Source organism: Streptomyces sp. NPDC057877 (genome assembly GCF_042796855.1).
GTDB lineage: Bacteria > Actinomycetota > Actinomycetes > Streptomycetales > Streptomycetaceae > Streptomyces.
Map to the genome: position 1 here is coordinate 179,025 of NZ_JBHVMS010000010.1, position 21,486 is coordinate 200,510.

The window sequence follows — 21,486 nt, forward strand, 5'->3', positions numbered from 1 at the left end:
GGCGGGGTGCCGGGTCGCCGGGAAACCTGCGTGCGTACGGGATCTCGGGCGTGCCACGATGGCGTCGGAAAGCGAGGTCTCGTGGACGAGTTGGGGCGGTTCCGCCGGGCGCTGACCGTATGGGCGGCCGGGGGGACCCGTGCGCGCGAGGCCGCCACGACGGCACGGGAGCTGGCCGGTGGCGGCGTGCGGACGGTCGTACTCGTCGAGGGGAGCAGTGACCAGGCGGCGCTGGAGGCGCTGGCCCTGCGGCACGGTCGCGACCTCGGCGCGGAGGGTGTCGCGGTGGTGCCGCTCGGCGGTGCGACGAACATCGGGCGTTTCCTGGACGTGTGCGGCCCCGCGGGGCTCGGGCTTCCGCTGGCCGGGCTCTGCGACATCGGCGAGGAGCGGCATTTCCGGCGTCATCTGGAGCGCGTCGGGCTCGCCTCGGGGCTCACCCCCGCCGGGCTGGAGACACTCGGGTTCCAGGTGTGCGTCGCGGATCTGGAGGACGAGCTGATCCGTGCCCTCGGGGCCGACAGCGTGCGGTACGTGATCGAGGAGCAGGGCGAGGGCCGTCCTTTCCAGACCTTCCAGAACCAGCCCGCCCAGCGGGAGCGGCCCGTGGAGCACCAGTTGCGGCGTTTCATGGGCACGCACAGTGGTCGCAAGGCGCACTACGCACAGGCGCTGATCGCGCATCTGGATCTTGGGCGGGTTCCCCGGCCGCTGGAGCGTCTTCTCACGCGGGTGTGACGCCCGCGTGGTGCAGGACGAGGAGGGCGACGTCGTCCGTGCGTTGCCGGGCCGCGCTCGCCTTCTTCAGCAAACCGTCGATCAGCAGGTTCAGGTCCCGGTGGTCGGCGTCGGCGAAGTGGTGGGCGAGGTCGGCGATGGAGTCGTCGAGGTCGGTGCCGGGGGTTTCGACGAGTCCGTCGGTGTAGAGGGCCAGCAGCGTTCCCAGGGGCAGCGGGATCTCCGTCATGGGGTAGACGGCGTCCGGGTCGATGCCGAGAAGGGGGCCGGGCGGCAGGGCGAGGGGGCGTGTGTCGCCGTCCGGGCAGCGCAGCAACGGGGGCGGATGGCCCGCGCTGGCCAGGGTCGCCCGGCGGTGCGCGAGGTCGAGGTGGGCGTAGAGGCAGCTGGTGAACAGGTCCACGCCGAGGTCGGTGATGAGCCGGTTGGTCGCAAAGAGGACCTGCGCGGGAGAGGTGCCGACGGTCGCGTGGGCGTGGACCGCGGTGCGCACCTGGCCCATGAGCGCGGCGGCGGCGACGTTGTGGCCCTGCACGTCGCCGATGACGGCCGCGGCGGCGCTGTCGCCGAGCCGGATCACGTCGTAGAAGTCGCCGCCGATCTCCATGCCGCGGGTGGCGGGCAGATAGCGGGCCGCGACCTGCAGGCCGGTCACCTCGGGGAGGAGGTGCGGGAGCAGCGCCTGCTGCAGCCCGTGGGCGAGGGCGTGTTTGGTGTCGTAGAGGCGGGCCCGGTCCAGTGCCTGGGCGACGAGTCCGGCCAGGGAGGTCAGGACGGCGCGTTCCTCGGCGGGGAACGCGTGGGGCCGGTCGTAGGACAGGACGCAGCAGCCGACGGGCTGCCCGGAGATGATCAGCGGCAGGAAGGCCCAGGCCTGTTTGCCGCTGACCTGCGGGGCCTCCGGGTAGAGGCGTCTCATCTCCGGGGCGTCGGCGAAGAACGCGGGGATGCCGCTGGCGAGGGTGCGTCCGGCCGGGGTGAAGTCGGTGTCCAGGGGCAGGCCGTCGAGGCGTTCGATCGCGTCGGGGGTGTAGCCGCGGTGTCCGGTGATCCACAACCGGCCCGCGTCGGCGGTGGACAGGACCAGCCCCTGCGCCTCGAACGCGGGCATGATCTGGTCGGCGATCAGGTCGATGACGTCCTGCACCCCGACGACCTCGGTCAGCCCGGCGGCCAGATGGACCAGCTGGTAGAGCTGGCCGACGCGCGCGGGCATGGCGGCGTCCGCGGTCCCGCGCGGCGCCGCCAGTGACGGGGGCAGGGCGCCGCTGGGGACGAGGCGCACACTGATGCCGCTGGCATCCGGGTAGAGGTGGAACTCCAGCCACTGGTCCGGTGGGCGGCAGGCGGTGAAGGACACCGGCTTGCGGCTGAGGACCGCGGCCCGGTACTGGTCCTCGTACAGGGGATCGTCGAGCCAGCGCAGGGAGTGCCAGGGCAGTGTGCCCAGCAGTTGATCGGCGTCACGGCCCAGCAGGTCGCAGGCGCCGGTACTGACGTAGGTGAAGCGTCCCTCCAGGTCGAGCGAGCAACTGCCGCCGGGCAGTCGTTCCACGAAGTCGGCCGCGGCCATCTCCGGGCTCACCGACCCGTGGGCGGGGACGGGGGCGACGACACGCGGCGCGGTGGCGGGCAACCGGTGTCCGCCGCGCTCGGCGCCCTCCTCCAGCAGCCGCGCGAGAGTCCGGCAGCGGGAGACGATGTGGCCGCGCTCCCGCCCGGTCATGTACGGGGGGCGGGTGGCGGGCCACACCAGCAGCAGCGCCCCCCACCGGCGTACGCCGGTCACCGGGGCGGCGGCCATCGCCAGCGGGTAGGGCAGCGCCATCGCGGTGCGCGGGTAGCGGTGGGCGACCTCCTCCTGGCTGCCCAGCCAGATGAGCTGGTTCTCGCGGGCCGCGTCGGCGACCGGGGCCGGGGCGGCCAGCGACACCCTCGCCCACGGTGCGGCGATCTCGGCCGACGCCCCGCAGAGCACTTCCAGGTACAACAGCTGCTGGTCGGGGTCGAGCAGGTACAGGGCGGCGATGGACGCGCCGGTGCGGCGGACGGTCTCCGCGAACGCGGCGTCCAGGTCGCCCCGCGCGGCGGTGGCGTCACCTGTGCTGGTCATGCCGCACCTCCAGCGCCATGGGAAGACGCGCGGACGGCCACCTGGGGTCACCACCGTGGGGCGACCGCACCTGCGCCCCACCCCACCTGTGGTCACCACCGAGGGGCAACCGCACCTGCGCCCCACCCCGCCCGTGGTCACCATCACGGGGCAGGCCCGCATATGCGCCCCGCATGTACCCGACCTCTCCCATACGCCGACGCTACGCCTGTACGGCGGGCCGGGCACGCCGTCCCGCGCCATCGCCGACCGGCAGGGGGCTCAGGTCCCGGTGAGCACCCAGCTCGCGAGGAGGTCCAGAGCGCTTTTCGAGGGTGAGCCGGGTTCCGCCGTGTAGAGGTAGAGGGTCGTGTCGGGGTCCCCGGGCGGGGAGAGCGTCTCGTACTCGACGGTGAGTTCGCCGACCACGGGGTGGCGCAGGCGCTTGGAGCCATGGGTGCGCTGGTGGACGCGGTGCTGCTCCCACCAGCCGTCGAACTCGGGGCTCCGGTCCCGCAGATCCTCGACCAGCGCGGTGGTGGCCGGGTCGCCGGGGTCGCGGCCGACGTCCAGCCGCAGGCTCTCCACCGCCGCTCGCGCCTGGTCCTCCCAGTCCACGAAGAGGGACCGGGCGTCGTCGTCGAGGAACATCCAGCGCGCGTAGTTGCGCTCCCGCGGAGGCATCCGCTCGAAGTCGGTGAACAGCGCCCTGGCCATCCGGTTGGCGGCCAGGACGTCGGTACGGCGTCCCAGGACGAGGGCGGGTTCGCCGTCGAGGGCGGCGAGGAGCTGGTGGAGGCCGGGACGGACGCGCTGGACGGCGGGAGGGCGTCGCCGGGTCCGCGCCGCCGTCACCCCGATGAGGTCCTGGAGGTGTGCGCGTCCCGCCGCGTCGAGGGAGAGGGCGCGGCTGAGGGCTTCGACGACGGCGGGTGAGGGGTTGATGGGGCGCCCTTGTTCGAGGCGCGCGTAGTAGTCGGTCGACACCCCGGCCAGGAGCGCGACTTCCTCACGGCGCAGCCCCGGCACCCGGCGGACGCGGCCGTCCGGGGGCAGACCGGCCCGCGAGGGGTCGACCTGGCTGCGGGCCCGTCTCAGGAAGTCGGCGAGTTCACGGTTGGTGTCAGCCACGCCCACCAGTGTCACCGATGCCCGGCCGCGCTGACTGGCCCTGTCAGTCCTAGGTTGCCCCGTCCGCGGTCGCGCAGGGCGCGGGATGGGCGCCCATGGCCCGCGACCGTGAACCACGCTGGAGGTCACCGGCCCCGGGGACCCCCGGACGGCCTCCCCCTTCCACCGAGTTGAGGACGATCATGACCTTCCCGACCGACCGACCCACGACCTGGTTCGTCACCGGCACCTCCCGCGGTCTGGGCCTGGAGCTGGTCAGGCAGTTGCTGGAGCGTGGCGACGACGTCGCCGCGACCACGCGCTCGGCCGACCGGCTGCTCGCGGCGCTCGGCGACGACGTCGACCGTGCGCGCCTTCTCCCCCTCACCGTCGACCTGCGGGACGAGACGGCCGTACGGCAGGCGGTGCGGGCGGCGACCGAGCGCTTCGGCGGGCTGGACGCCGTCGTCAACAACGCGGGCTACGGCTTCCTGGCCGCCGTGGAGGAGACCGGCGACCGCGAGGTCCGCGACATGCTCGACGTCCAGGTCGTCGGCGTATGGAACGTACTGCGCGCCACGCTGCCCGTCCTCCGTGAGCAGCGCGGCGGACACGTCGTCAACGTGTCGTCGATCCTGGGCCTGACCGCCGTCCCGGGCTGGGCGCTGTACTGCGCCGGGAAGTTCGCCCTGGAGGGGCTGACCGAGGCGCTCGCGGCCGAGATGGCGGACTTCGGTGTGGGGGTCACCCTCGTCGAGCCCGGCTACTTCCGCACCGACTTCCTCACCCGGGACTCCCTCGCCCTCCCCGCCGCCACGACCCCGCACTACCCCGCCATCCGCGACATGATCGCCCACCACCTCGAGCTCCAGGGCGGCCAGCTCGGCGACCCGGCCAAGGGGGCCGCGGCGATCATCGACCGGGTCCGGTCCGGCGAGGGCCCGCTACGCCAACTGCTCGGCTCGGACGCCCACTCCTACGCCACCGCCAAGGTCGCGGCGCTGCGGGCGGACGTCGAGGCCGCGGCGGTCAGCGCGGCGGCGACGGACTTCCCCGCCGCCTGACCGCGGCGCCGGGGCGTGGGGCCGGGCCGGGGTGGGTGCGGATGAGCCCGATCACGGTCTCGGCGGTGCGGTCGAGGTGGCTGCGGCCGTCGGGCAGCCGGGCCGTCCGGCTGAGGTAGCTGCGCGGGCCGACGTGGGTGGCCGGGTCGAGCCGGTGCACGGTGATCGTTCCGGCCCGGTCCGCCCGGTTCCACGCGCTGCCGCGGAACAGCCGCCAGCGCTGCGGGAAGATCCAGGCGCCGACCCGCTCGATCCGGTCGCTCGCGCTGGTGAGCCGGTACAGGTGGTCGGCGCGGGTGAGGTCGTTGGCGCCGTTGTGGAACCCGCCGAGCGTGATCAGCAGGAGCGGGGAGCCGAGCTGGGTGTGCAGTGCGCCGACCGCGCCGGTGGCGACCTGGGCGCCGCCGCTGTAGCTGAGCAGCACGACCGGGACACCGCTGCCGGGCCGGTACCCGGCGAGCCTGAGCTGTGTGGCGATCTGGGAGCCGACGGCCCGGTTGTACAGGGGCCGGTACCGATGGTCGGCGGCGACGAAGATCTGCATGACGTTGTGCAGGAACAGCAGCAGCCCGGCGTGACGGTGGCGCAGCCACGCCCACACGCGCCGATCGGCGAGCGGGTCGGCCAGCGGGGAGTAGGGCTGCACCTGGCCCAGTACCCGAAGCTCCGGCGCCCCGGCGAGCAGGGCCTTCACCAGCTGACCGCCGTCCCGGCTGTCGCGGACGCGGCGCTTGCCGATGCCGTCCAGGTAGACCACGTAGGCGGCCGGGGGGCTGTCGGGCGCCGCGCCGCGGGCGTGGGGCACGCCCTCCGGGAGGACGGTGACGGGCGCCCGCCAGCGCGCGCCGTAGGCCAGCACCTCGTACCGCGCGAGCAGCGCCTCGGCGAGCAGGGCGGCGCCGATCGCGTAGACCCAGAGCAGGACACCGTTCATACGAGGGACTCCCGTGCCTCGGCCGCGCTGATCCGTACGACCAGTCGTCTGACGCCCTCCACGGCGACCCCGAGCCCGGCCCCGGCTACGGCCACGCAGCCGACGGCGCCCCACCAGCCCAGCCCGGTCGCGGCGGCGAGCGGGTCAGCCAGACCGGCCCCGACGCCGACGAAGAGGAGCAGGTGGAGGAAGGGCCCGAGCAGCGGGAACGCGAGGACGGCGGCGAGGAGCAGCGGGACGACCAAGGCCGGTGTCCACTCCGGTCCCGGGCCCGGCGATGGTGAGGACAGCACCAGCTCGGCCAGGGTCCACGCGGTCAGCGGCCACAGCGCGAACACCGCGGCCTCGACCAGACCGGCGGCCAGCAGCAACCCGGCCACCAAGGTCCGCGACATGCCGGGGCGGCGCACCGCCAGCGGCAGGATGCGCCCGGCGGCCTCCGACACTCCGGCGAGGACCAGCAGGAGCACGACGACGGGTGACATCACGCGCCCCCGCCGCGCCGGGCCATGTGCGCGTACCACTCGAGTTCGTCGGCGGCCCGCCGATACCCGCCCGCCTCGTGCTGGGCCGCCTTCAGGGTGTGCGCGGCGCCCCGGAACCCAGGCTCCCGCAGCAGGCGCCCGGCGAGGGCCCGCACGGAGGCCCCGGTGGCGTCCTCGCCACGGACCGACAGACCGGCGCCCAGTTCCACGACACGGCGGGCCACCATCGGCTGGTCGGCGCCCTGCGGGACCACCAGCATCGGAACTCCGGCGTACAGGGCCTCGTTGACGCTGTTCATGCCGCCGTGGGTGACGAACAGCGCCGCGCGGGCCAGCACGTCCGGCTGCGGGACGAACCGGCGAGCGAACACATTGCCCGGCAGCGGTCCCAGTGCGCTGGGGTCAGTCTGGCCGGTGGAGATGATCACGGTGCCGCCCAGCGGGGCGAGGGCGGTGGCGAAGGTGCGCAGCAGCCGCGGGTCGGCGTTGAACACCGTGCCCAGCGAGGCGTACAGCACCGGGTCCCGCAACCGCTCGGCCGGGAACGACGGGTCGGCGGGGCGGGCGCCGATGCTGGGGCCGACGAACCGGTAGGACCGGTCGAACTCCTCGACGGCGGGCTGGAACGCCCGCGAGGTGTAGACCAGATTGAGCGGCTGGCGGATGTTGCCCACGTCGAGCGGCGGCAGCCCCGACGCGCCGAAGCGGCGGCGCAGCTCCCGGCGGGCGCGCAGGTAGCCCCGCAGACCGCTCGGCCGACCGGCCGCCTGAGCCAGCAGGTCCGCCGAGGCGCGGGTAGGGCTGGGCACCCGCCGGTTGAAGGCGAAGGTGGTGAACGACGACGCGGCGGGCACACCGAGTGCGCGGGCGGCGACCGCGCCCCACAGGCAGGCGTTGTCGTGCACGATCAACTGCGGCGGTATCCGGCGCAGATCGGCGAGCACCGGGGGAAGCAGACGGACGGCAGTGCTCGCCAGCCCTTCCAGCAGCGTGACCGGCGTCGGCGGATCGGGCAGCGGCTGGTCGCCGCCGGGATAGAGGCACACCGTCGCCCCCGTGGCCTCGATCTCCGCGCGGAAGGCGGGCGAGGTGTGGTACGTGACGGCGTGACCGCGCCGGACCAGCTCGGCCACGATCGGCAGCGTCGGGTTGACGCGGCCGTGCATGGCGATGTTGAGGAACGCGATGGTACTCACGGGGGGGGCTTTCTCTGCAGCTTCTGATACGGGGGTCAGCCAGCTCCGGGAGGGAGCCCGATTCGCGCCGCGAGCCGTCCGACCCTCCGGGTGAAACCGCCCCTGAGACGTGCGAGGACGCGCCGAATCCACTGGGCCATGACCGCCTCCCTTCCCCTAATAGTATCACTCGATACTTTCTCGAATAAGACTACCGAGCGTCCGCCGGAAGCCGTGGCCCTCCCTGCCGCGATGAGTTCCGGCCGGGGCCGGAGTCTGTCGTACGACGCTGCCCGTACGAGATCCACGGAGGACACCATGACCACCAAGCCGGACGTCGTCGACCTGGCCACCTGGCAGGCCGCCCGCGACGAGCTGCTGGTCCGCGAGAAGGCCCACACCCGTGAGGGCGACGCGCTCGCCGCGGCCCGCCGTCGGCTGCCGATGGTGGAGTTGGACGGGACGGTCGAGGTCGTCGGACCCGACGGGCCGGTGCCGTTCCTTGACCTGTTCCAGGGCCGCGACGAACTCGTGGTCTACCAGCACATGTGGTACGACGGCGCGCCGCACCAGGGACAGTGCGAGGGCTGCACCACCACGGCCTGGCACCTGAAGGACGCCGTCTACCTCAACGCCCGCGGCGTCTCGTTCGCAATCCTGACCACGGGCCGATGGGAGGAGGTGGCCCCGTACGTCGAGTTCATGGGCTACACCCAGCCCTGGTACTCGGTCCGTGACGTGGACGCGCCGGTCGGTGGGGAGATGGGGTACCTCACCTGCTTCCTGCGTGACGGCGACCGGGTGTTCCTCACGTACTCCACGACGGGCCGTGGCAACGAGCGGGTCAACGGGTCCCTCGGGCTGCTCGACATGACGCCCTACGGCCGTGGCGAGGCGTGGGAGGAGAACCCTGAGGGCTGGCCCAGGGGAGGCGACGCGTGCTGGTCATGGCGTTCGGACGCGGACGGCAACGCCACCTGGGGGCCGACCAGCCGCCCCGTACCCCAGTGGACCCGCCCCGGCGCGGCCCCCGTGCAGACCCTGGGTCGACAGGGGCACCACCACTGACCTAGGCGTCCCCGCCCACGGGATGGGCGACCCGGGTCAGCAGATCCACCAACTGCTCGGGCTCGCCCGGCCGGAGATCGGCGACCAGACGTTCGGCGTGCGCCGCAGCCGCCGCATGAGCGGCGTTGAACAGGTCCATGCCCTGGGGCGTGATCTCCACCGCCCGCACCCGGCGGTCCCCCGGCACGCCCTTGCGTACGGCCAGCCCCTTGTGCTCCAGGTCGTCCACGACCCGCATGATCCCGGCCTTGTCCGACCCCGCCGCCTCCGCCAAGTCCCGCTGCACCGTGGGTCCGCGGTCGACGAGCACGATCAGCACGGCGAAGTGCCGCAGCTCGATGCCGAGCGGCCGGAGCGCCTCCGTCATCACCGCGGCGGCGCGCCAGTGGGCCCGGCGCAGCAGCAGGCCGAGGGCGAACGGGGAGGTGTCCCCGGGGCGGTCGGTCGCCAACGGGGCGGTGGTCTCAGGAGTTTCGCGAGGGGGGTCCGCGGTCATCCGTCCACAGTACCAACCACCCAGTCGATCGATACGGTATCGATCGATACGAAGTGCGGCCGCGGCGAGGGTGAGGGTGAGCGTCAGCCCGTCTTCGTGGCCGCGTGGAGGGTGACGGGTGACCGTGGTTCCGCCACCCGGCGGCGACGTGATCTCCACGGTTCCGTGGTGCGCGTGGACCACCGCCCGGACGATCGGCAGGCCGAGGCCCGCGCCGCCGCGGACCCGGCCTCGGCTGGCGGTGGCGCGCCAGAAGCGGTCGAAGACGCGGGCAGGTCCTCCGGTGCGATACCGGGTCCGGCATCGGTGACCCGGATCACGGCGCGGGCGCCGGGCTCCTCCGTGAGGACCTCGACGTCGACGGGGACACCGGCCGGGGTGTGCTGGATGGCGTTGCCGATCAGGTTGTTGAGGATCTGCTGGAGGCGGGGCCCGTCGCCCAGGACATGGACCGGCGCGGGGGCGTGCAGTCGGATGGTGCGGCCGGGGGCGACGACGCGGGCGTCCTGGACGGCGTCCGTGGCGAGTCCGCGCAGTTCGACGCGGCCGGACTCCAGGGGGCGGCCCGCGTCCAGGCGCGCGAGCAGGGAGAGGTCCTCGACGAGCAGCCGCATCCGGCCCACCTCCCCGTCGACGCGTTCCAGTGCCCGGGTGAGGGCGGCGGGGTCGGACAGACCGCCCTGGTGGCAGAGGTCGAGCCAGCCGGAGATGGCCGCCAGCGGGGTGCGCAGTTCGTGCGAGGCGTCGGCCGCGAAGTTGCGGATGTTGTCCTCCGCGCGGACCTGGGCGTCGAAGGCGTCGTCGACCGCGAGGGCGAGTCGGTCGGTCTCGCTGCGTCGGCCGTAGACGGGCAGGCGTTCCTCGCGCGCGCCGGAGGCGATCGCCCCGGCGGCGGCCATCTGTTTCAACGGCCGCACCGCCGGAGGCGATCGCCCCGGCGGCGTCGGCCATCCGTTTCAACGGCCGCAGACCGAACTCCAGGATCAGCAGCGCGGTGACGAGGGCCAGCAGGAGGGTGACGCCGACGCTGCCCGCCTGACGGGAGATGAACTCCGCGACGGTCACCCGGTCGGCGTCGGTCCGTACGGTGAGAATGATGGCGGAGGTCCGCACGTCCCCCTGTGCCGTGGTGACGGTCAGTCCGCTGGTGGGGATCCGGCGTGCGATCAGGTCGGGTACGGACGGGTCGTCCTCGAAGGTGACGATCTGGTCGAGCCGGTCGGCGGTCAGGCCGTTGATCGCCTCCGGCACCCCGTCACCCGCCTGTTCGGCGACCTCACCGTCCGGACCGATGACGGTGATGCCCAGGACCGGCGCGACCAGCGCGGCCGTCTGGTTGCCGCTGACCGTCCGCGGACCGTGGGTGAGCGACCGGTGGACGCGGTCACCGGCGTCCCGGAGCGCGTTCTCCGCCCGGTGCTCCAGATAGGAGCGCAGGGTGACGGCGCTGGCGACGGAGTTGCCGATGAGGCCGACGGCCAGCAGTACCAGTACGCCGGTCAGGATCCGGGCGCGGAGGGTGACCGGCCGACGGGGGCGCAGCGCGGCGAGGCGGGGACGGTTCATGCGGTGGGGCGGCGCAGGCTGTAGCCGATGCCCCGGACGGTGCGGATGAGGGGATCGCGGCCGTGGTCGAGCTTGCGGCGCAGGTTGGACACGAAGCGCTCCACGACGACGGAGTCACCGCCGAAGTCGTAGTGCCAGACCGCCTCCAGGATCTGGGAGCGGGTCATCACGTGTCGAACCCGGCGAAGCGCAGGGCGGAGTCCAGCAGTTCGCGGATGCTGGCGTCGTCCTCGACGACGAGGACCGTGTCCGTGGTGTTCATGCGGAGACGTCCTGCTCGCTCGTGGTCAGGTGCGCCTCGGGAGACGACGGGACGGTCCTGCTCCACGTGGGCGTCTTCAACATCCGGGTCGGGGCGGCCACTTGTCCAGTCGCCCGGCAGCCACCCTGCCCCGCCGCCGAGCAGCGCCGGTACGCCCGGGACCAGGGTCATGCGGCCGAGGAAGGCGTCGAGGCGCGGTACGCCGACATGGACTGGCGCCAGTCCGACTGACGGGCTCGATCCTGCCCAACCGCGTCCGCCCGACCGGCGCCACCGTCGGGGTCGCCCTCATGGGCGCCGCGATCGGCGGCACCGGATGGTCACCGCAGTTGTCGGTCGGCGTCCGCGCCCTGGCATGGCTGGTCTTCGCGGATGCACGGGATGGGGGGCGTACGTACATGCCTTCGACGCGAGGGGGTGGTCAGTGCGCCGGGCGGGTGGCGGTGGCGTGGAGGTGTTCCAGGGCGTCCAGGACGACGGTGTGCGCGTGCCAGGACAGCCACCGGCCGACGTCGGTTCCGGTCTGTCGCAGTGCCTGGAGCTGGGCGGCGGTGAATCCGGCCAGGGGGCGTTCGTGGTGGGAGGAGACCATGCCCAGCACCGTGCCCCGGCCGCTGGTGAGCGGGACGCTGTGGGCGGCGCGGCTGCCCGTCTGGAGGATCGCGTGGCGGGACGCCTCGTCGAACACGTCCGCGCTGGCCACGTCCCGTACGGTGACCTGCCGCCGTTCGGCCGCCGCCTGGGAGCAGGCGGTGGTGGGAGCGTCGACGAAGGCGAAGAACTCGGTGAAGTACGTGTTCAAGCCCGTGTGGCGGGTCAGGTGCAGCCGATCGCCGTCCATGAGCTGCACATTGCCCATCGGGGTCTGCGTGATCGACAGCACCCTGTGCAGCACCGCCTTCAGGACGGCTCCCTGGCTGCTGCGGGAACCGGGGTCCAGCTGCAGGCCCGGCAGCCGGGGCGGGTCGTGGCGCCGCCGTCCGGGGAACCACACCTGGGCGTCCCGGTCCGGTGCGGGCGTGCGCAGGACGGCGTCCGCCAGGGTGTGGAGTTTGACGTTGGACCGCTGCGACACCGTCTTCAACAGCTCGAACCCCTCCGCGGCACTGGCCAGGCCGTACCGCTTGACCAGCAGTCCCTCCGCACGCGACACCCTCTCGCGCGCCAGCCGCCGGTTGCGCGCGCCCAGTTCCTCGGGTGAAGGGAGCACCACGCGGGAGGCCAGGGCCGGTGCGGACGGCGGGGAGGATGCGGACAGGGCGTCCGGCGCGGCGGGCCGGGCCGACGGGGTCGAGGAGGCCGAGGAGGTCGGTGTGATCCGCGGGGTCGGCGCGGACGTCTCTTCCGAGCGGTCGGAAGGCTGGGCCATGTAGGGAACTCCCATGCAGAACAGCGGGCGTGAGGCGGACCGCGGGCACCACGAGGCGCACCGCGGGCAGCACCTACTTCCCAAGTGCTCCATCCCCGACCATAGCCGCGACCCCGCCCTACCCTGCTCTCCGCCCGCACTGCGGACATGCCCCGGCCCGCCGCCCAGGACGCTCAGGGGACGGGGAGGCCGCGCAACCAGCGGCAGGGAACGGGGCAGGATCGCCGGGAGCGCGGACCGCTCGACCGGTCATCTTGCCGGTGCCGCGACCGGGGCGGTCGCCCGTCCCGCGGGCCATGACCTTGGACACCACGGCAGGCACCCCGCCCCGCTCTCGGGCACCAGGCACCGGCACCGCCCACACCACCGTGCTCAGGACGAGCGCCGTCCTCGCGGTGGTCATCGCCCTGCTGGCCGCGGCCCTCGGCGCCGCCGCGCCGTCACGCGCCGCACAGACCGGCTGCCACGAGGTCACCGACTTCGGCAGCGACCCGGGCAACCTGAAGATGTTCGCTCACGTCCCGCAGCAAGCGCGGTCCGGCGCCCCCGTCGTGGTCCTCTTCCACGGCTGCGGCGGCGCCGCGCAAAACCTGGACGTGACCACCGGCTGGCGCAAGTACGCCGATCAGCGGCATGGGTCGTGAGGCGCCCGTCGACCCAGGTGCCGGGATCGACGAGTGCGGCACCGTCGGCCAGGGCCACGGCTCCCTTTGCGGCCCGTACGACGCGTCCCGGTTCTTCGGTCGGGGCTGACCCGGCGGATCTCGTGGAACGGCAGGCCGCCACCGGGCAGTCGCTCGCGCGCGACGCGGAAGAGGTGGCGGCCCGGTGTCGATCCGGCCGCGTCCCGTTCGACGTACTGATGTGCGGCGCTTCGCCCCACGACACAGCTACGGGACCTGACGAGGAAGACACATGGATCAACTGCTGAGAGTGATGAACTTCTGCCTCTCGGAGGACGGGATCGGTGCCGGTGAGCACCAGAGTCTCGAGCGGCCACTCGGCCACGACCATCCCGAGGGGCTGTTCGCCTGGGCCGGAGCCACGGCGAGCTGGCCCATGCGGACGGATGCCGGAGGGAGCCGGGGCCTGGACGACTACTTCACGCGGGACTTCGCGCGCAACATCGGTGCCGAGATCATGGGCCGCAACAAGTTCGGGCCCCAGCGGGGGCCCTGGCAGGATCACGAGTGGCGCGGCTGGTGGGGCGAGGAGCCGCCGTTCCGCACGCCGGTGTTCGTCATGACCCATCACCAGCGCCCGTCGTTCACGCTCTCCGACACCACGTTCCACTTCGTGGACGACGACCCGGCCACCGTGCTGGCACGGGCCCGGGAGGCGGCGCGGGGCAGGGACGTCCGACTCGGCGGCGGGGTCACCACCATCCGGCAGTTCCTCGATGCCGACCTCGTCGACACCCTGCACGTGGCGGTCTCGCCGGTGAGGCTCGGATCGGGACTGCGACTCTGGGATTCCCCCGACGAACTGCTGGACCGGTTCCACCTGGAGGTCGTGCCCAGCCCGAGCGGCGTGCGCCACCACCTGTTCTGGCGGCGGTGACGCGAGGGCGCCCGCGAAGGGCCCCGGGGACGGTGGAGCGAACGTGTCCCGGCAGTGCGGACGGGCGGGGCGGGGCGCCGCGGCAGGGCGCTGACGCTGCCTCCGTACTGCATGGCACGGGGCTCGGAACCGGGGCGGCGGGCGCCGCGCGGGCGTCACCGCAGGGCGTGGAACGCCTGGTCGGCGTCGGCCACGGCCTCCGGGTGGACGTCCTCGGCGGTGCGGCCGTCGGCGATCTTCCGCCAGTTGGTCCGGGCGAGCACCCGCTGGACCACGAGGACCTGGGCGGCCAGGAGGCGCGCCCGGAGCCCTTCCCCGAGGGCGTCCGCAAGCGCCTCCTCGTCCTCCATCTGGTAGCGGGTGAGCCGTGCGGCCAGACTCGGAGTGGTGAACACCAGACGGTGGAACGCCACCACCTCGGGGTGGTCATTGAGGCCGGTGACGGGGTCATGGCGGTCGAGACCCGCCCGGAAGTGCCGGTGCAGCGCCGTCACCGGCTCAACGCCGGACCCGCGGTCACGTACGACCCGGGCCGCCTCGCCCTGGTGGTCCGCGAACCGGTGCAGCACCAGGTCTTCCTTGGTGGGGAAGTACCGGAACAGGGTCGGCTTGGAGACCTCGGCCGCCACGGCGATGTCGTTGACCGAGACGCTGTCGAAGCCCCGCGCCAGGAACAGCGAGACGGCCGCGTCCCCGATGGCGTCGCGCGTCCGTTCCCTCTTGCGGGCCCGCAGCCCCGTCGACTCGCTCACCCGACCACCGTAACAGTTGCAACCGGGTTGCTTTTTTAACCGAGTAACGTTTTTATCGACGGTGTGCATCGAACGGACTGTCTCTCCTCACCTGTACTCGTCACCGGCGCGACCGGACGGATCGGCCGCGCCGTCATCGGCCAACTCCTCGACGCGGGCGTGCCGGTCCGCGCCCTCGTCCGTCGCCCCGAGGCCGCGGTGACGCTGCCCGCGGGCGTCGAGGTCCGCACCGGTGACCTCACCGTGCCCGAGTCGCTGGACCCGGCGCTGAAGGGCGCCGGTGCCGTCTTCCTCGTCTGGACCGCCCCGCCCCGAACCGCCAAGGCCGTCGTCGAGCGGTTGGCCGCCCATGTGCGGCGAGTTGTCCTCCTCTCCTCCCCGCACCAGACGCCACACCCCTTCTTCCAGCAACCGAATCCCCTGGCGGCGCTGCACGCCGACATCGAGCGGCACATCGCCGCCACCGGGCTGGAGTCGACGATCATCCGGCCAGGAATGTTCGCGTCGAACGCGCTGGCCTGGTGGGCTCCCGCGATCCGGGCCGGGGACGCCGTCCGGTGGCCCTGCCTGACGGCCGAGTCGGCACCGGTCGACGACCGCGACGTGGCGGCCGTCGCGGCCCGGACCCTCTTGCACGACGGACACGCGGGTGGCGACTACGTCCTCACGGGCCCCGCGGCGCTCACCCAGGCCGCGCAAGTGGACGTCATCGGTGACGTTCTGGGGCGCCGGATCACCCTGGAGGAGATGACTCCGGAGGAGTTCCGAAGCCTGTGGGAGGGTACGGCGCCCAGGTCGGTCGCCGACATGCTGCTCGCCGCGTGGAGCGCGGCGGCCGGACGGCGCGCATACGTCACCACCGCGGTGGCCGACGTCCTCGGGACCGCGCCACGGACGTTCCGCCAATGGGCCGTCGACCACGCCACCGCGTTCACCGAGGGACCCTGACCCGGCCCCATCGACCGCGCCCCGGGCCAGGGCGCGGTCGATGGGGCCGAGCAGCACGGGGACGTCCGCCCTGCGGGAGAGCGGGGAGGCACGTCCTCCGTACATACGGCTGCGGCGACCGTACCCGAGGGAGATCACCAACTGCCGCGGCACTGCCGGTGCGGTCACGGAGACCGCCGCGACGAGCCCACCGCCGAGCGCTCCCCGGCACCGGCCCGGTACGAGGCGGCTCCCCGGTCCGCATGTTGACACACGGATAAAAGCTGGCATTCACGCTAATTGGCGAATTTTGGAGAGATCCTCGGATCCTTCCTCAGTGCCTGCCGTCCGCACCGCTGACCGCGCCTTCTCGCCGAAGCGCTCCGAGCGCGTCGCGCTTTTCCGAGCGCGTCGCGTTTTCCGGAGAATCTCCGTTCGACAGCGATGAGTTTCGCCGGAGGGCTCGGTCTGACCCGGTGAAACGATGACGACACCGGAGGACAACCCCCATGCGCACCCTGATCAGCACCGCGTTCATCTCGCTCGACGGCGTCGTGGAGGCCCCGGGCGGTGAGCCGGGGTACCGGAACTCCGGATGGACCTTCAAGAACGTCGAGTTCCTCCCCGAGGCGTTCGAGATCAAGGGCCGGGAGCAGAAGGAAGCCACGGCCATGCTGTTGGGCCGGACCAGCTACGAGGCATTCAGCGCGGTGTGGCCGGACATGGAGGACTTCGCCGACTACAAGCTGATGCCGAAGTACGTCGTCTCCACCACGCTCACCGACGACCAGCTGGTGTCGAACTGGGGCGAGACCACGATCCTGCGTTCGCTCGACGAGGTGGCCGCGCTGAAGGAGACCGAGGGCGGCCCGATCATCGTCCACGGCAGCGCCACGCTGAACCAGGCCCTCTCGGACGCGGGCCTGATCGACCGTTACCACCTGCTCGTCTTCCCGCTGCTGCTCGGCGCGGGCAAGCGACTCTTCAGCTCCACGGACAAGGACTCCCAGAAGCTGAGGCTCGTCGAGCACGAGGCCTACGCCAACGGTCTGCAGAAGAACGTCTTCGACGTCGTCCGCTGACGCGGGCCCGCTGGGAGCGCACAGCCGAGATCACCAGAACAAGAGAGGCAGGACATCGCACATGACCGCACCCGCGAAGGGCCCCGCCAGCTACTTCCCCTCGATCGAGAAGAAGTACGGCCGTCCGATCGAGGAGTGGAAGGACCTCATCCGCACCTCGCCCCTGACCCAGCACATGGAACTGGTCACCTGGCTCAAGTCCGAGCACGGACTGGGTCATGGCCACGCCAACGCCCTCGTCGCCCACACGCTCGCCGAGGGGAAAGGGAACTGACCCGGGGGGAGGATCCGTGGGGCCCCGCCCGGGTCGCGGGACCGTCGGTCCCCTGGGCTGGGCTCATCGAAGCCCTACGGCCGCGGAGCGCACCCACGCCGGTACGGTCACCGGCATGCCTGACGACCTGCCTCCTTGCCGCTGAGGCGTAGCAGGGCGGCGGCCTTGGCACAGGTCGCTGTGACTGAACTCCTCACCGGCACCGGGCACCCGGCACCCGGCACCCGGCGGCGCTGGTGGCCACCCACGCCCTCCGAGCGGTGAACAGACTGGCAGAGGCGCACACGGCAGGGCGGCGAACGGGGCGGGAAGTAGGGTGATCACGGCCCTTGACCTGGAGCGCGCTCCAGATCCGAGCATGAAGGGCATGAACACCACCGATCCCCGCATCGTTCTCGGGACCATGGACTTCGGCACCCGTGTCGCACCCGAGAGTGCCTTCGCGATCCTCGACGACTTCGTCGCCGGTGGCGGTGTCTGGCTCGACACCGCGAACTGCTACTCCTTCTGGACCGACCCCGGTGGCGTCGGCGGCGCCAGCGAGCGCGTCATCGGCGCGTGGCTGCGGGCCCGGCCGGGCATGCGCGACCGGGTGCGGATCGCGACCAAGGTCCGGCACAACCCGCTGGTGCCGCACTCCTGGCCCGAGAGCGCCGAAGGCCTGTCGGCGCCCGCCGTCCGCAACGGCGTGGAGGGGAGCCTGGAGCGGCTCGGCGTCGATCACGTGGACCTCCTCTGGGCCCACGCCGAGGACCGCGCCGTACCGCTGGCGGAGTCAGTCGGTGCCTTCGGTGAGCTGGTGACCAAGGGAGTGGTCCTGCGGGTCGGGGCGGCCAACCATGCCGCCTGGCGCGTCGAGCGGGCCCGGTCGCTGGCGCGGGAGCAGGGCGTGGAGCCGTTCTCCGCGCTCCAGTTGCGCCACTCGCTCGTCCAGCCGCGCCCGCTCACGCCGCTCGCGGAGGCCGGTCACCGGATGCTCGCCGCCGAGGACCTGGACCTCGCACGGTCGGAGGGGCTCACCGTATGGTCGTACAGCTCGTTGATGTGGGGGTCGTACGTGCGAACGGACAAGCCGTTGCCGGATACCTATGATCACCCCGGGACCGCGCGCGTGCTCGCGGTCCTGGAGGAGGTCGCCGAGGAACTGTCCGCCACCCGGAACCAGGTGGTGCTGGCCTGGCTGACGCGGCAGGGCATCGATCCGATCGTCGGCGTGAGCCGGGTGGAGCAGATCGAGGAGGCACTCGCCGCACGCGAGGTGCGGCTCGACGACGAGCACTTGGCGCGCTTCGCCGCGGCGCGGTAGCGGCCCCACCGACCCTTCCCAGGAGTTCCATGACCACCCACACCCCGGCCGCTGCCGCCGACCGCACCGGCGTCTCCATCGACACGCTGCGCTACTACGAGCGTGAGGGGCTCATCGGCCCCATCCGGCGGACCACCGGCGGGCGCCGCCAGTACACCGAGGACGACCTCTTCTGGATCGGCCTGGTCACGTGCTTCCGGGAGGCCGGTCTCGGCATCGCGGACCTGCGCGGATTCGTCGCCATGCTGCGCACCGAGCACCCCGCGCAGGACCGGGTCGCCTACCTCCGCGAGCGGCGTACGGCCTTGGAACAACAAGTCGCGGCGTTGCACCGGGCGATGGGGGTCCTGGACGAGAAGATCGCTTACTACAGCTGAGCCGGGGGCCGACGCGAGCGCGGCCCGGCAACGGCATCCGGTCACAGCGCTAGGAGCGCAGAAGACCCCGTCGGCGCAGGGTGACCACATGGGTCCCCTGCCCCGACGGGGTCCGGTCGGCCGGGCGGCGGGTTACCGTCGCCCGGCCGAGGCCGGTGCCGTGTGCGACGCTCCTCGGCTCAGCCGAAGTTCACGTCGCTGCACCACATGTAGGCCTGGTCGAGGTGCGAGGCCTGCCAGATCACGAACACGATGTGGTGTCCGGTGTAGCCGGAGGTCTGGACGGGGAACGTGATGTCCTGCGCCGGGGCGAATCGGCCGGTCTGCGTGATGAAGTCGAGGTTGCCCCAGCCCAGGGTCTGCGTCTTGGGGTTGAAGCCCTGCTTGCTCACGTAGACCCTGAAGTAGTCGGCACCGTGGGATGCCTGGTCGTACAGGTGGACCGAGAAGTTGTTGCCGACGGTCGTGGTCTTCCAGGCCCCGGGCCTGTCGAGGCTGGCGTTCCTCGAGAGGTTGTTGCTGCAGAGCGTCCCGTCGGGGGTCCGCGCCTGGAACTGGCCACCGAGACCGTCGCGGAGAGCGCTCATCCAGTTCCACATGGTGTCGGGGTTGGCCTGGAAGGCCTGCCAGCACATGGGGTCTTCGGTCTGCATGGCCGGGTTCGTGTGGTTGTTGCCCCACGTCTTCCAGCACTGGTACGCGCGGGTGGCGGGGCCGACGATGGTGCCGTGAGCCTGGGCGGGGGTCGACCAGGCCAGTGCGCCGACGACCACGGCGAACAGCATGACGAGCGTCTGGAGAGGCCGACGGAGAGACGACCGCGAACGCGCGGTTAACGGACTCTGGTTGCGCATGTGGGGGGAACTCCTTCCAGTGGCAAGGCTGATGGGAGCGCTCCCAATGTAGGGCTCCTGAGTGAAATGTCAATGAAACAAACAAACTTGCTTACGGAGGCGGGCGGCGAGCAGGGAATCTGCCGTGAGCCGGGAGGCAGAACCGTTCCCGGGACCGGAAAGCGCGGACGCGGCCAGGACTGGCGTGCGGGTTCGCATCGACCTGGATCGGGCATCTCCCGGTCGCCTCGTTCCGGACCGGCACGACATCGTCGGGCGCGGTGGGCGAGTACAGCACCTCCCGGGCCTGGTGGCCATTCCCCGACCGGCAGGGCGAAGCACGTCGGCGAGACATCAAAACAAGCTGGTCAGAGGGCATACTGAGCAAGGCGGGGAACGGCCCGCCATGGCCTGATGGGGAGCGGCAGGGTGAGTGGCGTGAGCGAAGGGCTGGGCAAGGTCGAGGTCAGGCTGCGGTGGGATCCGAGTCCGCCCGGGGAGCCGCCCCGGCACCTCGACATCATCGCCGCGACCTACACGGTGGACGACCCCTACGGTCCCCCCGCCTACGTCGTCCACTACGACAGCAGGTCACCGGACGGCACCATCAACATGAGTCGGCACAGCCGGACGGGCATGGGCCTCGGGTTCGTCGAGGCGATGAGCCTGGAGTTCGACCGGCTGTCGTCGTCCTACGGGCGGGTGGTGGTCGGCGTGGCCGTCCACCAGGACGGCGGCCTCCGCACGTTCGGTGACATCGTCAACGCCGGGGTGGTCGTGGTCGAGGGGTACGGGCAGTTGCTGGCGGACGACTTCACGGGGGTCCCCGACGCCACGGCCGCGACGATCGCCGAGTTCACCCGGGGCGCGTCGGGAGCCTGGGAACTGCACGAGATGGTCCGGGGCTTCGACAGCGACCCGCAACTGTTCGCGGCGGAGATGGGCAGCTCGCGTCGGCGGGGGTGACGGGGCCGGAATCGTCGCCGCGACGGCAACGGCGGCGACGACGCCGACGCCCCCAGCCTGGACCGGAGATCAACTACTGGCCATGGTGCCTGAAAGCCAGCCAGAGGCGGCGCTGGTGCAGCCGTCCGCCTGGCATGGCTGCGGCCCGCGCGAGATCAGCGGAGCTTGGTGGGGTCGAGGATCTGGTGGGGCGGCGGCGGGGTGGTGTCGACGGGCTTGTTGTGGTCGGTGAGGGTGAGGTCCATAGGCTCGTTGCCGCCCTCGACCGTGACCCTCAGGAGGTAGGGCCTGCCCTCCTTGGCGATGTAGGCGGTAGCGGTCTCCTCGGCAAGCACGGCGACCGCCCGGCCGCCCATGGTGGCATCGGCTTCGCGGGTGGGGTTCCCGGCGGATGCGGGGCTCAGTTTCCCGAGCAGGACGTCGAGACCGTCGCATATGCGCCCAACGGTCTTCGACATCATGGTGGGCGGCTTGACCCAACGGCCCTTGAACAGGGCGACGTACTCCTCGGTCTGCTCGGCCGTCATCCCACGGCTGAAGGTGGCCCGCCAGTAGTCCTCCTCAGCCTTGACGTAGACGAGGGCACCTTTCTTGATGATGCGCATGGTGCCCAGAGAGTTGCCCACCATGCCGTTGCAGGAGCCGTGGACGTCCATGGCCAGGTCGACCTCTACTTGTCGGCCCTCGCTGTTGGTCCTGCCAGTAAGGCGCAGGCTCGACGTGCCCTTGAGGGCTTCCCCCGCCTGGGCGGTGATCTGCTCGGGCGTCATGGTGTCGAAGGGGTGCTCCGTCCCGGTCACCGACGCGGTGCCCTGCGCCCCGGTCGCGGCGCTGTCGGGGCTGCAACCGGTAATGACCACGGTGGCGGCGCACAGCAGCGCGACAGCGGCGCAGTTGGCGAAGTAATGCTTCACGTGCGGGTTCCCCTCCCCTGCTCGAACCTCGCCGACTCTATGCGGTCGAGGCGCGGCACGTGCGGGCAGATGCCATGGCGCTGCTGCTTCAACCGGCCGCCCGCATCCCGGGACAGGCATGTCCCGGCAGGTCACC

The 21,486-nt window shown here is 72.1% G+C and carries 24 protein-coding genes and 1 pseudogene; 13 read left to right on the forward strand and 12 right to left on the reverse strand.

Annotation, left to right across the window (positions count from 1 at the left end; all coding sequences use genetic code 11):
* Positions 1–81: 81 nt before the first annotated feature.
* Positions 82–738: a TOPRIM nucleotidyl transferase/hydrolase domain-containing protein gene (locus ACFVQG_RS29565; RefSeq protein WP_383389164.1), complete on the forward strand. Its 657-nt coding sequence runs from the start codon at positions 82–84 to the stop codon at positions 736–738.
* Here the strand turns inward: ACFVQG_RS29565 and ACFVQG_RS29570 are convergent.
* Both ACFVQG_RS29570 and ACFVQG_RS29575 read right to left on the reverse strand, forming a co-directional pair.
* Positions 725–2,851 (reverse strand): SpoIIE family protein phosphatase, encoded by a 2,127-nt coding sequence (locus ACFVQG_RS29570; RefSeq protein ID WP_383389166.1) that lies wholly within the window; start codon positions 2,849–2,851, stop codon positions 725–727. The genes ACFVQG_RS29565 and ACFVQG_RS29570 overlap by 14 nt on opposite strands.
* A 261-nt stretch (positions 2,852–3,112) precedes the next feature.
* Positions 3,113–3,961 carry a helix-turn-helix domain-containing protein gene (locus tag ACFVQG_RS29575; RefSeq protein ID WP_383389168.1) on the reverse strand — a complete coding sequence of 283 codons (849 nt, stop codon included), beginning with the start codon at positions 3,959–3,961 and terminating at the stop codon, positions 3,113–3,115.
* A 182-nt stretch (positions 3,962–4,143) separates the two neighbouring features.
* On the opposite strand from ACFVQG_RS29575, the gene ACFVQG_RS29580 reads away from it, so the two are divergent.
* Positions 4,144–5,004, forward strand: a complete 861-nt coding sequence (locus tag ACFVQG_RS29580; protein ID WP_383389170.1) for an SDR family oxidoreductase — start codon at positions 4,144–4,146, stop codon at positions 5,002–5,004.
* Here ACFVQG_RS29580 and ACFVQG_RS29585 read toward each other — a convergent pair.
* From ACFVQG_RS29585 to ACFVQG_RS29595, 3 genes are read right to left on the reverse strand one after another with little or no spacing between them, the layout of a single operon-like run.
* Positions 4,970–5,938 (reverse strand): hypothetical protein, encoded by a 969-nt coding sequence (locus ACFVQG_RS29585; protein WP_383389171.1) that lies wholly within the window; start codon positions 5,936–5,938, stop codon positions 4,970–4,972. The genes ACFVQG_RS29580 and ACFVQG_RS29585 overlap by 35 nt on opposite strands.
* Positions 5,935–6,423 (reverse strand): hypothetical protein, encoded by a 489-nt coding sequence (locus tag ACFVQG_RS29590; RefSeq protein WP_383389173.1) that lies wholly within the window; start codon positions 6,421–6,423, stop codon positions 5,935–5,937. Before ACFVQG_RS29590 ends, ACFVQG_RS29585 begins: the two co-directional genes overlap by 4 nt.
* Positions 6,423–7,619, reverse strand: coding sequence for a macrolide family glycosyltransferase (locus ACFVQG_RS29595; protein WP_383389175.1), 1,197 nt, complete (start codon positions 7,617–7,619; stop codon positions 6,423–6,425). The genes ACFVQG_RS29590 and ACFVQG_RS29595 overlap by 1 nt, the downstream gene beginning before the upstream one ends.
* Before the next feature lie 297 nt (positions 7,620–7,916).
* Here ACFVQG_RS29595 and ACFVQG_RS29600 point away from each other — a divergent pair, with 297 nt between their 5' ends.
* On the forward strand, positions 7,917–8,666 hold the full coding sequence (locus ACFVQG_RS29600; RefSeq protein ID WP_383389177.1) for a DUF899 domain-containing protein: 750 nt from the start codon (positions 7,917–7,919) through the stop codon (positions 8,664–8,666).
* A 1-nt stretch (position 8,667) separates the two neighbouring features.
* On the opposite strand, the gene ACFVQG_RS29605 is transcribed toward ACFVQG_RS29600, so the two are convergent.
* Together ACFVQG_RS29605 and ACFVQG_RS29610 are read right to left on the reverse strand one after the other, a co-directional pair.
* The gene (locus tag ACFVQG_RS29605; protein ID WP_383389434.1) at positions 8,668–9,162 is read right to left on the reverse strand and encodes a MarR family winged helix-turn-helix transcriptional regulator; all 495 of its coding nucleotides are present in this window, start codon (positions 9,160–9,162) and stop codon (positions 8,668–8,670) included.
* Positions 9,163–9,324: 162 nt separating this feature from the next.
* A pseudogene (locus ACFVQG_RS29610) lies at positions 9,325–10,061 on the reverse strand (sensor histidine kinase); the annotation flags it as partial.
* Between the two features lie 460 nt (positions 10,062–10,521).
* Here ACFVQG_RS29610 and ACFVQG_RS29615 point away from each other — a divergent pair.
* Positions 10,522–10,752, forward strand: coding sequence for a hypothetical protein (locus ACFVQG_RS29615; RefSeq protein WP_383389178.1), 231 nt, complete (start codon positions 10,522–10,524; stop codon positions 10,750–10,752).
* On the opposite strand, the gene ACFVQG_RS29620 is transcribed toward ACFVQG_RS29615, so the two are convergent.
* Entirely contained in the window at positions 10,725–10,895 is a 171-nt protein-coding gene (locus ACFVQG_RS29620; RefSeq protein WP_383389180.1) for a winged helix-turn-helix domain-containing protein, read from the reverse strand. The genes ACFVQG_RS29615 and ACFVQG_RS29620 overlap by 28 nt on opposite strands.
* Before the next feature lie 161 nt (positions 10,896–11,056).
* On the opposite strand from ACFVQG_RS29620, the gene ACFVQG_RS29625 reads away from it, so the two are divergent.
* The gene (locus ACFVQG_RS29625; protein WP_383389181.1) at positions 11,057–11,221 is read left to right on the forward strand and encodes a hypothetical protein; all 165 of its coding nucleotides are present in this window, start codon (positions 11,057–11,059) and stop codon (positions 11,219–11,221) included.
* A gap of 190 nt (positions 11,222–11,411) precedes the next feature.
* Here the strand turns inward: ACFVQG_RS29625 and ACFVQG_RS29630 are convergent, their stop codons facing one another.
* A complete protein-coding gene (locus tag ACFVQG_RS29630; protein WP_383389183.1) occupies positions 11,412–12,359 on the reverse strand; it encodes a GAF and ANTAR domain-containing protein in 948 nt (315 codons plus the stop codon).
* 296 nt (positions 12,360–12,655) lie between these two features.
* Between ACFVQG_RS29630 and ACFVQG_RS29635 the strand changes: the two genes are divergently transcribed.
* Together ACFVQG_RS29635 and ACFVQG_RS29640 are read left to right on the forward strand one after the other, a co-directional pair.
* The gene (locus ACFVQG_RS29635; RefSeq protein ID WP_383389184.1) at positions 12,656–13,003 is read left to right on the forward strand and encodes a hypothetical protein; all 348 of its coding nucleotides are present in this window, start codon (positions 12,656–12,658) and stop codon (positions 13,001–13,003) included.
* 271 nt (positions 13,004–13,274) lie between these two features.
* On the forward strand, positions 13,275–13,919 hold the full coding sequence (locus tag ACFVQG_RS29640) for a dihydrofolate reductase family protein (RefSeq protein ID WP_383389187.1): 645 nt from the start codon (positions 13,275–13,277) through the stop codon (positions 13,917–13,919).
* A 155-nt stretch (positions 13,920–14,074) separates the two neighbouring features.
* Here the strand turns inward: ACFVQG_RS29640 and ACFVQG_RS29645 are convergent, their stop codons facing one another.
* Positions 14,075–14,671, reverse strand: a complete 597-nt coding sequence (locus tag ACFVQG_RS29645) for a TetR/AcrR family transcriptional regulator (RefSeq protein WP_383389189.1) — start codon at positions 14,669–14,671, stop codon at positions 14,075–14,077.
* A gap of 63 nt (positions 14,672–14,734) precedes the next feature.
* Between ACFVQG_RS29645 and ACFVQG_RS29650 the strand changes: the two genes are divergently transcribed.
* The 5 genes from ACFVQG_RS29650 to ACFVQG_RS29670 all read left to right on the forward strand — a co-directional run bounded on the left by ACFVQG_RS29650 (position 14,735) and on the right by ACFVQG_RS29670 (position 18,637).
* Positions 14,735–15,619 carry an NAD(P)H-binding protein gene (locus ACFVQG_RS29650; protein ID WP_383389191.1) on the forward strand — a complete coding sequence of 295 codons (885 nt, stop codon included), beginning with the start codon at positions 14,735–14,737 and terminating at the stop codon, positions 15,617–15,619.
* 488 nt (positions 15,620–16,107) lie between these two features.
* Positions 16,108–16,680, forward strand: coding sequence for a dihydrofolate reductase family protein (locus ACFVQG_RS29655; RefSeq protein WP_383389193.1), 573 nt, complete (start codon positions 16,108–16,110; stop codon positions 16,678–16,680).
* A gap of 61 nt (positions 16,681–16,741) precedes the next feature.
* The gene (locus ACFVQG_RS29660; RefSeq protein WP_383389194.1) at positions 16,742–16,954 is read left to right on the forward strand and encodes a DUF4287 domain-containing protein; all 213 of its coding nucleotides are present in this window, start codon (positions 16,742–16,744) and stop codon (positions 16,952–16,954) included.
* A 367-nt stretch (positions 16,955–17,321) separates the two neighbouring features.
* On the forward strand, positions 17,322–18,260 hold the full coding sequence (locus ACFVQG_RS29665) for an aldo/keto reductase (RefSeq protein WP_383389196.1): 939 nt from the start codon (positions 17,322–17,324) through the stop codon (positions 18,258–18,260).
* A 29-nt stretch (positions 18,261–18,289) separates the two neighbouring features.
* Positions 18,290–18,637, forward strand: coding sequence for a MerR family transcriptional regulator (locus tag ACFVQG_RS29670; RefSeq protein WP_383389198.1), 348 nt, complete (start codon positions 18,290–18,292; stop codon positions 18,635–18,637).
* Positions 18,638–18,816: 179 nt separating this feature from the next.
* On the opposite strand, the gene ACFVQG_RS29675 is transcribed toward ACFVQG_RS29670, so the two are convergent.
* Entirely contained in the window at positions 18,817–19,422 is a 606-nt protein-coding gene (locus tag ACFVQG_RS29675) for a lytic polysaccharide monooxygenase (RefSeq protein WP_383389200.1), read from the reverse strand.
* A 462-nt stretch (positions 19,423–19,884) separates the two neighbouring features.
* On the opposite strand from ACFVQG_RS29675, the gene ACFVQG_RS29680 reads away from it, so the two are divergent.
* Entirely contained in the window at positions 19,885–20,436 is a 552-nt protein-coding gene (locus ACFVQG_RS29680; protein WP_383389202.1) for a TerD family protein, read from the forward strand.
* A 155-nt stretch (positions 20,437–20,591) separates the two neighbouring features.
* Here ACFVQG_RS29680 and ACFVQG_RS29685 read toward each other — a convergent pair whose 3' ends face one another.
* Positions 20,592–21,350: a hypothetical protein gene (locus ACFVQG_RS29685; RefSeq protein WP_383389204.1), complete on the reverse strand. Its 759-nt coding sequence runs from the start codon at positions 21,348–21,350 to the stop codon at positions 20,592–20,594.
* Positions 21,351–21,486 lie beyond the last annotated feature (136 nt).

Bases quoted from the DNA above. Each gene is read 5' to 3' on its own strand.
- ACFVQG_RS29570 (WP_383389166.1), bottom strand. From the start codon at position 2,851: ATGACCAGCACAGGTGACGCCACCGCCGCGCGGGGCGACCTGGACGCC.
- ACFVQG_RS29580 (WP_383389170.1), top strand. From the start codon at position 4,144: ATGACCTTCCCGACCGACCGACCCACGACCTGGTTCGTCACCGGCACC.
- ACFVQG_RS29585 (WP_383389171.1), bottom strand. From the start codon at position 5,938: ATGAACGGTGTCCTGCTCTGGGTCTACGCGATCGGCGCCGCCCTGCTC.
- ACFVQG_RS29590 (WP_383389173.1), bottom strand. From the start codon at position 6,423: ATGTCACCCGTCGTCGTGCTCCTGCTGGTCCTCGCCGGAGTGTCGGAG.
- ACFVQG_RS29600 (WP_383389177.1), top strand. From the start codon at position 7,917: ATGACCACCAAGCCGGACGTCGTCGACCTGGCCACCTGGCAGGCCGCC.
- ACFVQG_RS29605 (WP_383389434.1), bottom strand. From the start codon at position 9,162: ATGACCGCGGACCCCCCTCGCGAAACTCCTGAGACCACCGCCCCGTTG.
- ACFVQG_RS29620 (WP_383389180.1), bottom strand. From the start codon at position 10,895: ATGACCCGCTCCCAGATCCTGGAGGCGGTCTGGCACTACGACTTCGGC.
- ACFVQG_RS29630 (WP_383389183.1), bottom strand. From the start codon at position 12,359: ATGGCCCAGCCTTCCGACCGCTCGGAAGAGACGTCCGCGCCGACCCCG.
- ACFVQG_RS29635 (WP_383389184.1), top strand. From the start codon at position 12,656: ATGACCTTGGACACCACGGCAGGCACCCCGCCCCGCTCTCGGGCACCA.
- ACFVQG_RS29640 (WP_383389187.1), top strand. From the start codon at position 13,275: ATGGATCAACTGCTGAGAGTGATGAACTTCTGCCTCTCGGAGGACGGG.
- ACFVQG_RS29655 (WP_383389193.1), top strand. From the start codon at position 16,108: ATGCGCACCCTGATCAGCACCGCGTTCATCTCGCTCGACGGCGTCGTG.
- ACFVQG_RS29660 (WP_383389194.1), top strand. From the start codon at position 16,742: ATGACCGCACCCGCGAAGGGCCCCGCCAGCTACTTCCCCTCGATCGAG.
- ACFVQG_RS29665 (WP_383389196.1), top strand. From the start codon at position 17,322: ATGAACACCACCGATCCCCGCATCGTTCTCGGGACCATGGACTTCGGC.
- ACFVQG_RS29670 (WP_383389198.1), top strand. From the start codon at position 18,290: ATGACCACCCACACCCCGGCCGCTGCCGCCGACCGCACCGGCGTCTCC.
- ACFVQG_RS29675 (WP_383389200.1), bottom strand. From the start codon at position 19,422: ATGCTGTTCGCCGTGGTCGTCGGCGCACTGGCCTGGTCGACCCCCGCC.
- ACFVQG_RS29680 (WP_383389202.1), top strand. From the start codon at position 19,885: ATGGGGAGCGGCAGGGTGAGTGGCGTGAGCGAAGGGCTGGGCAAGGTC.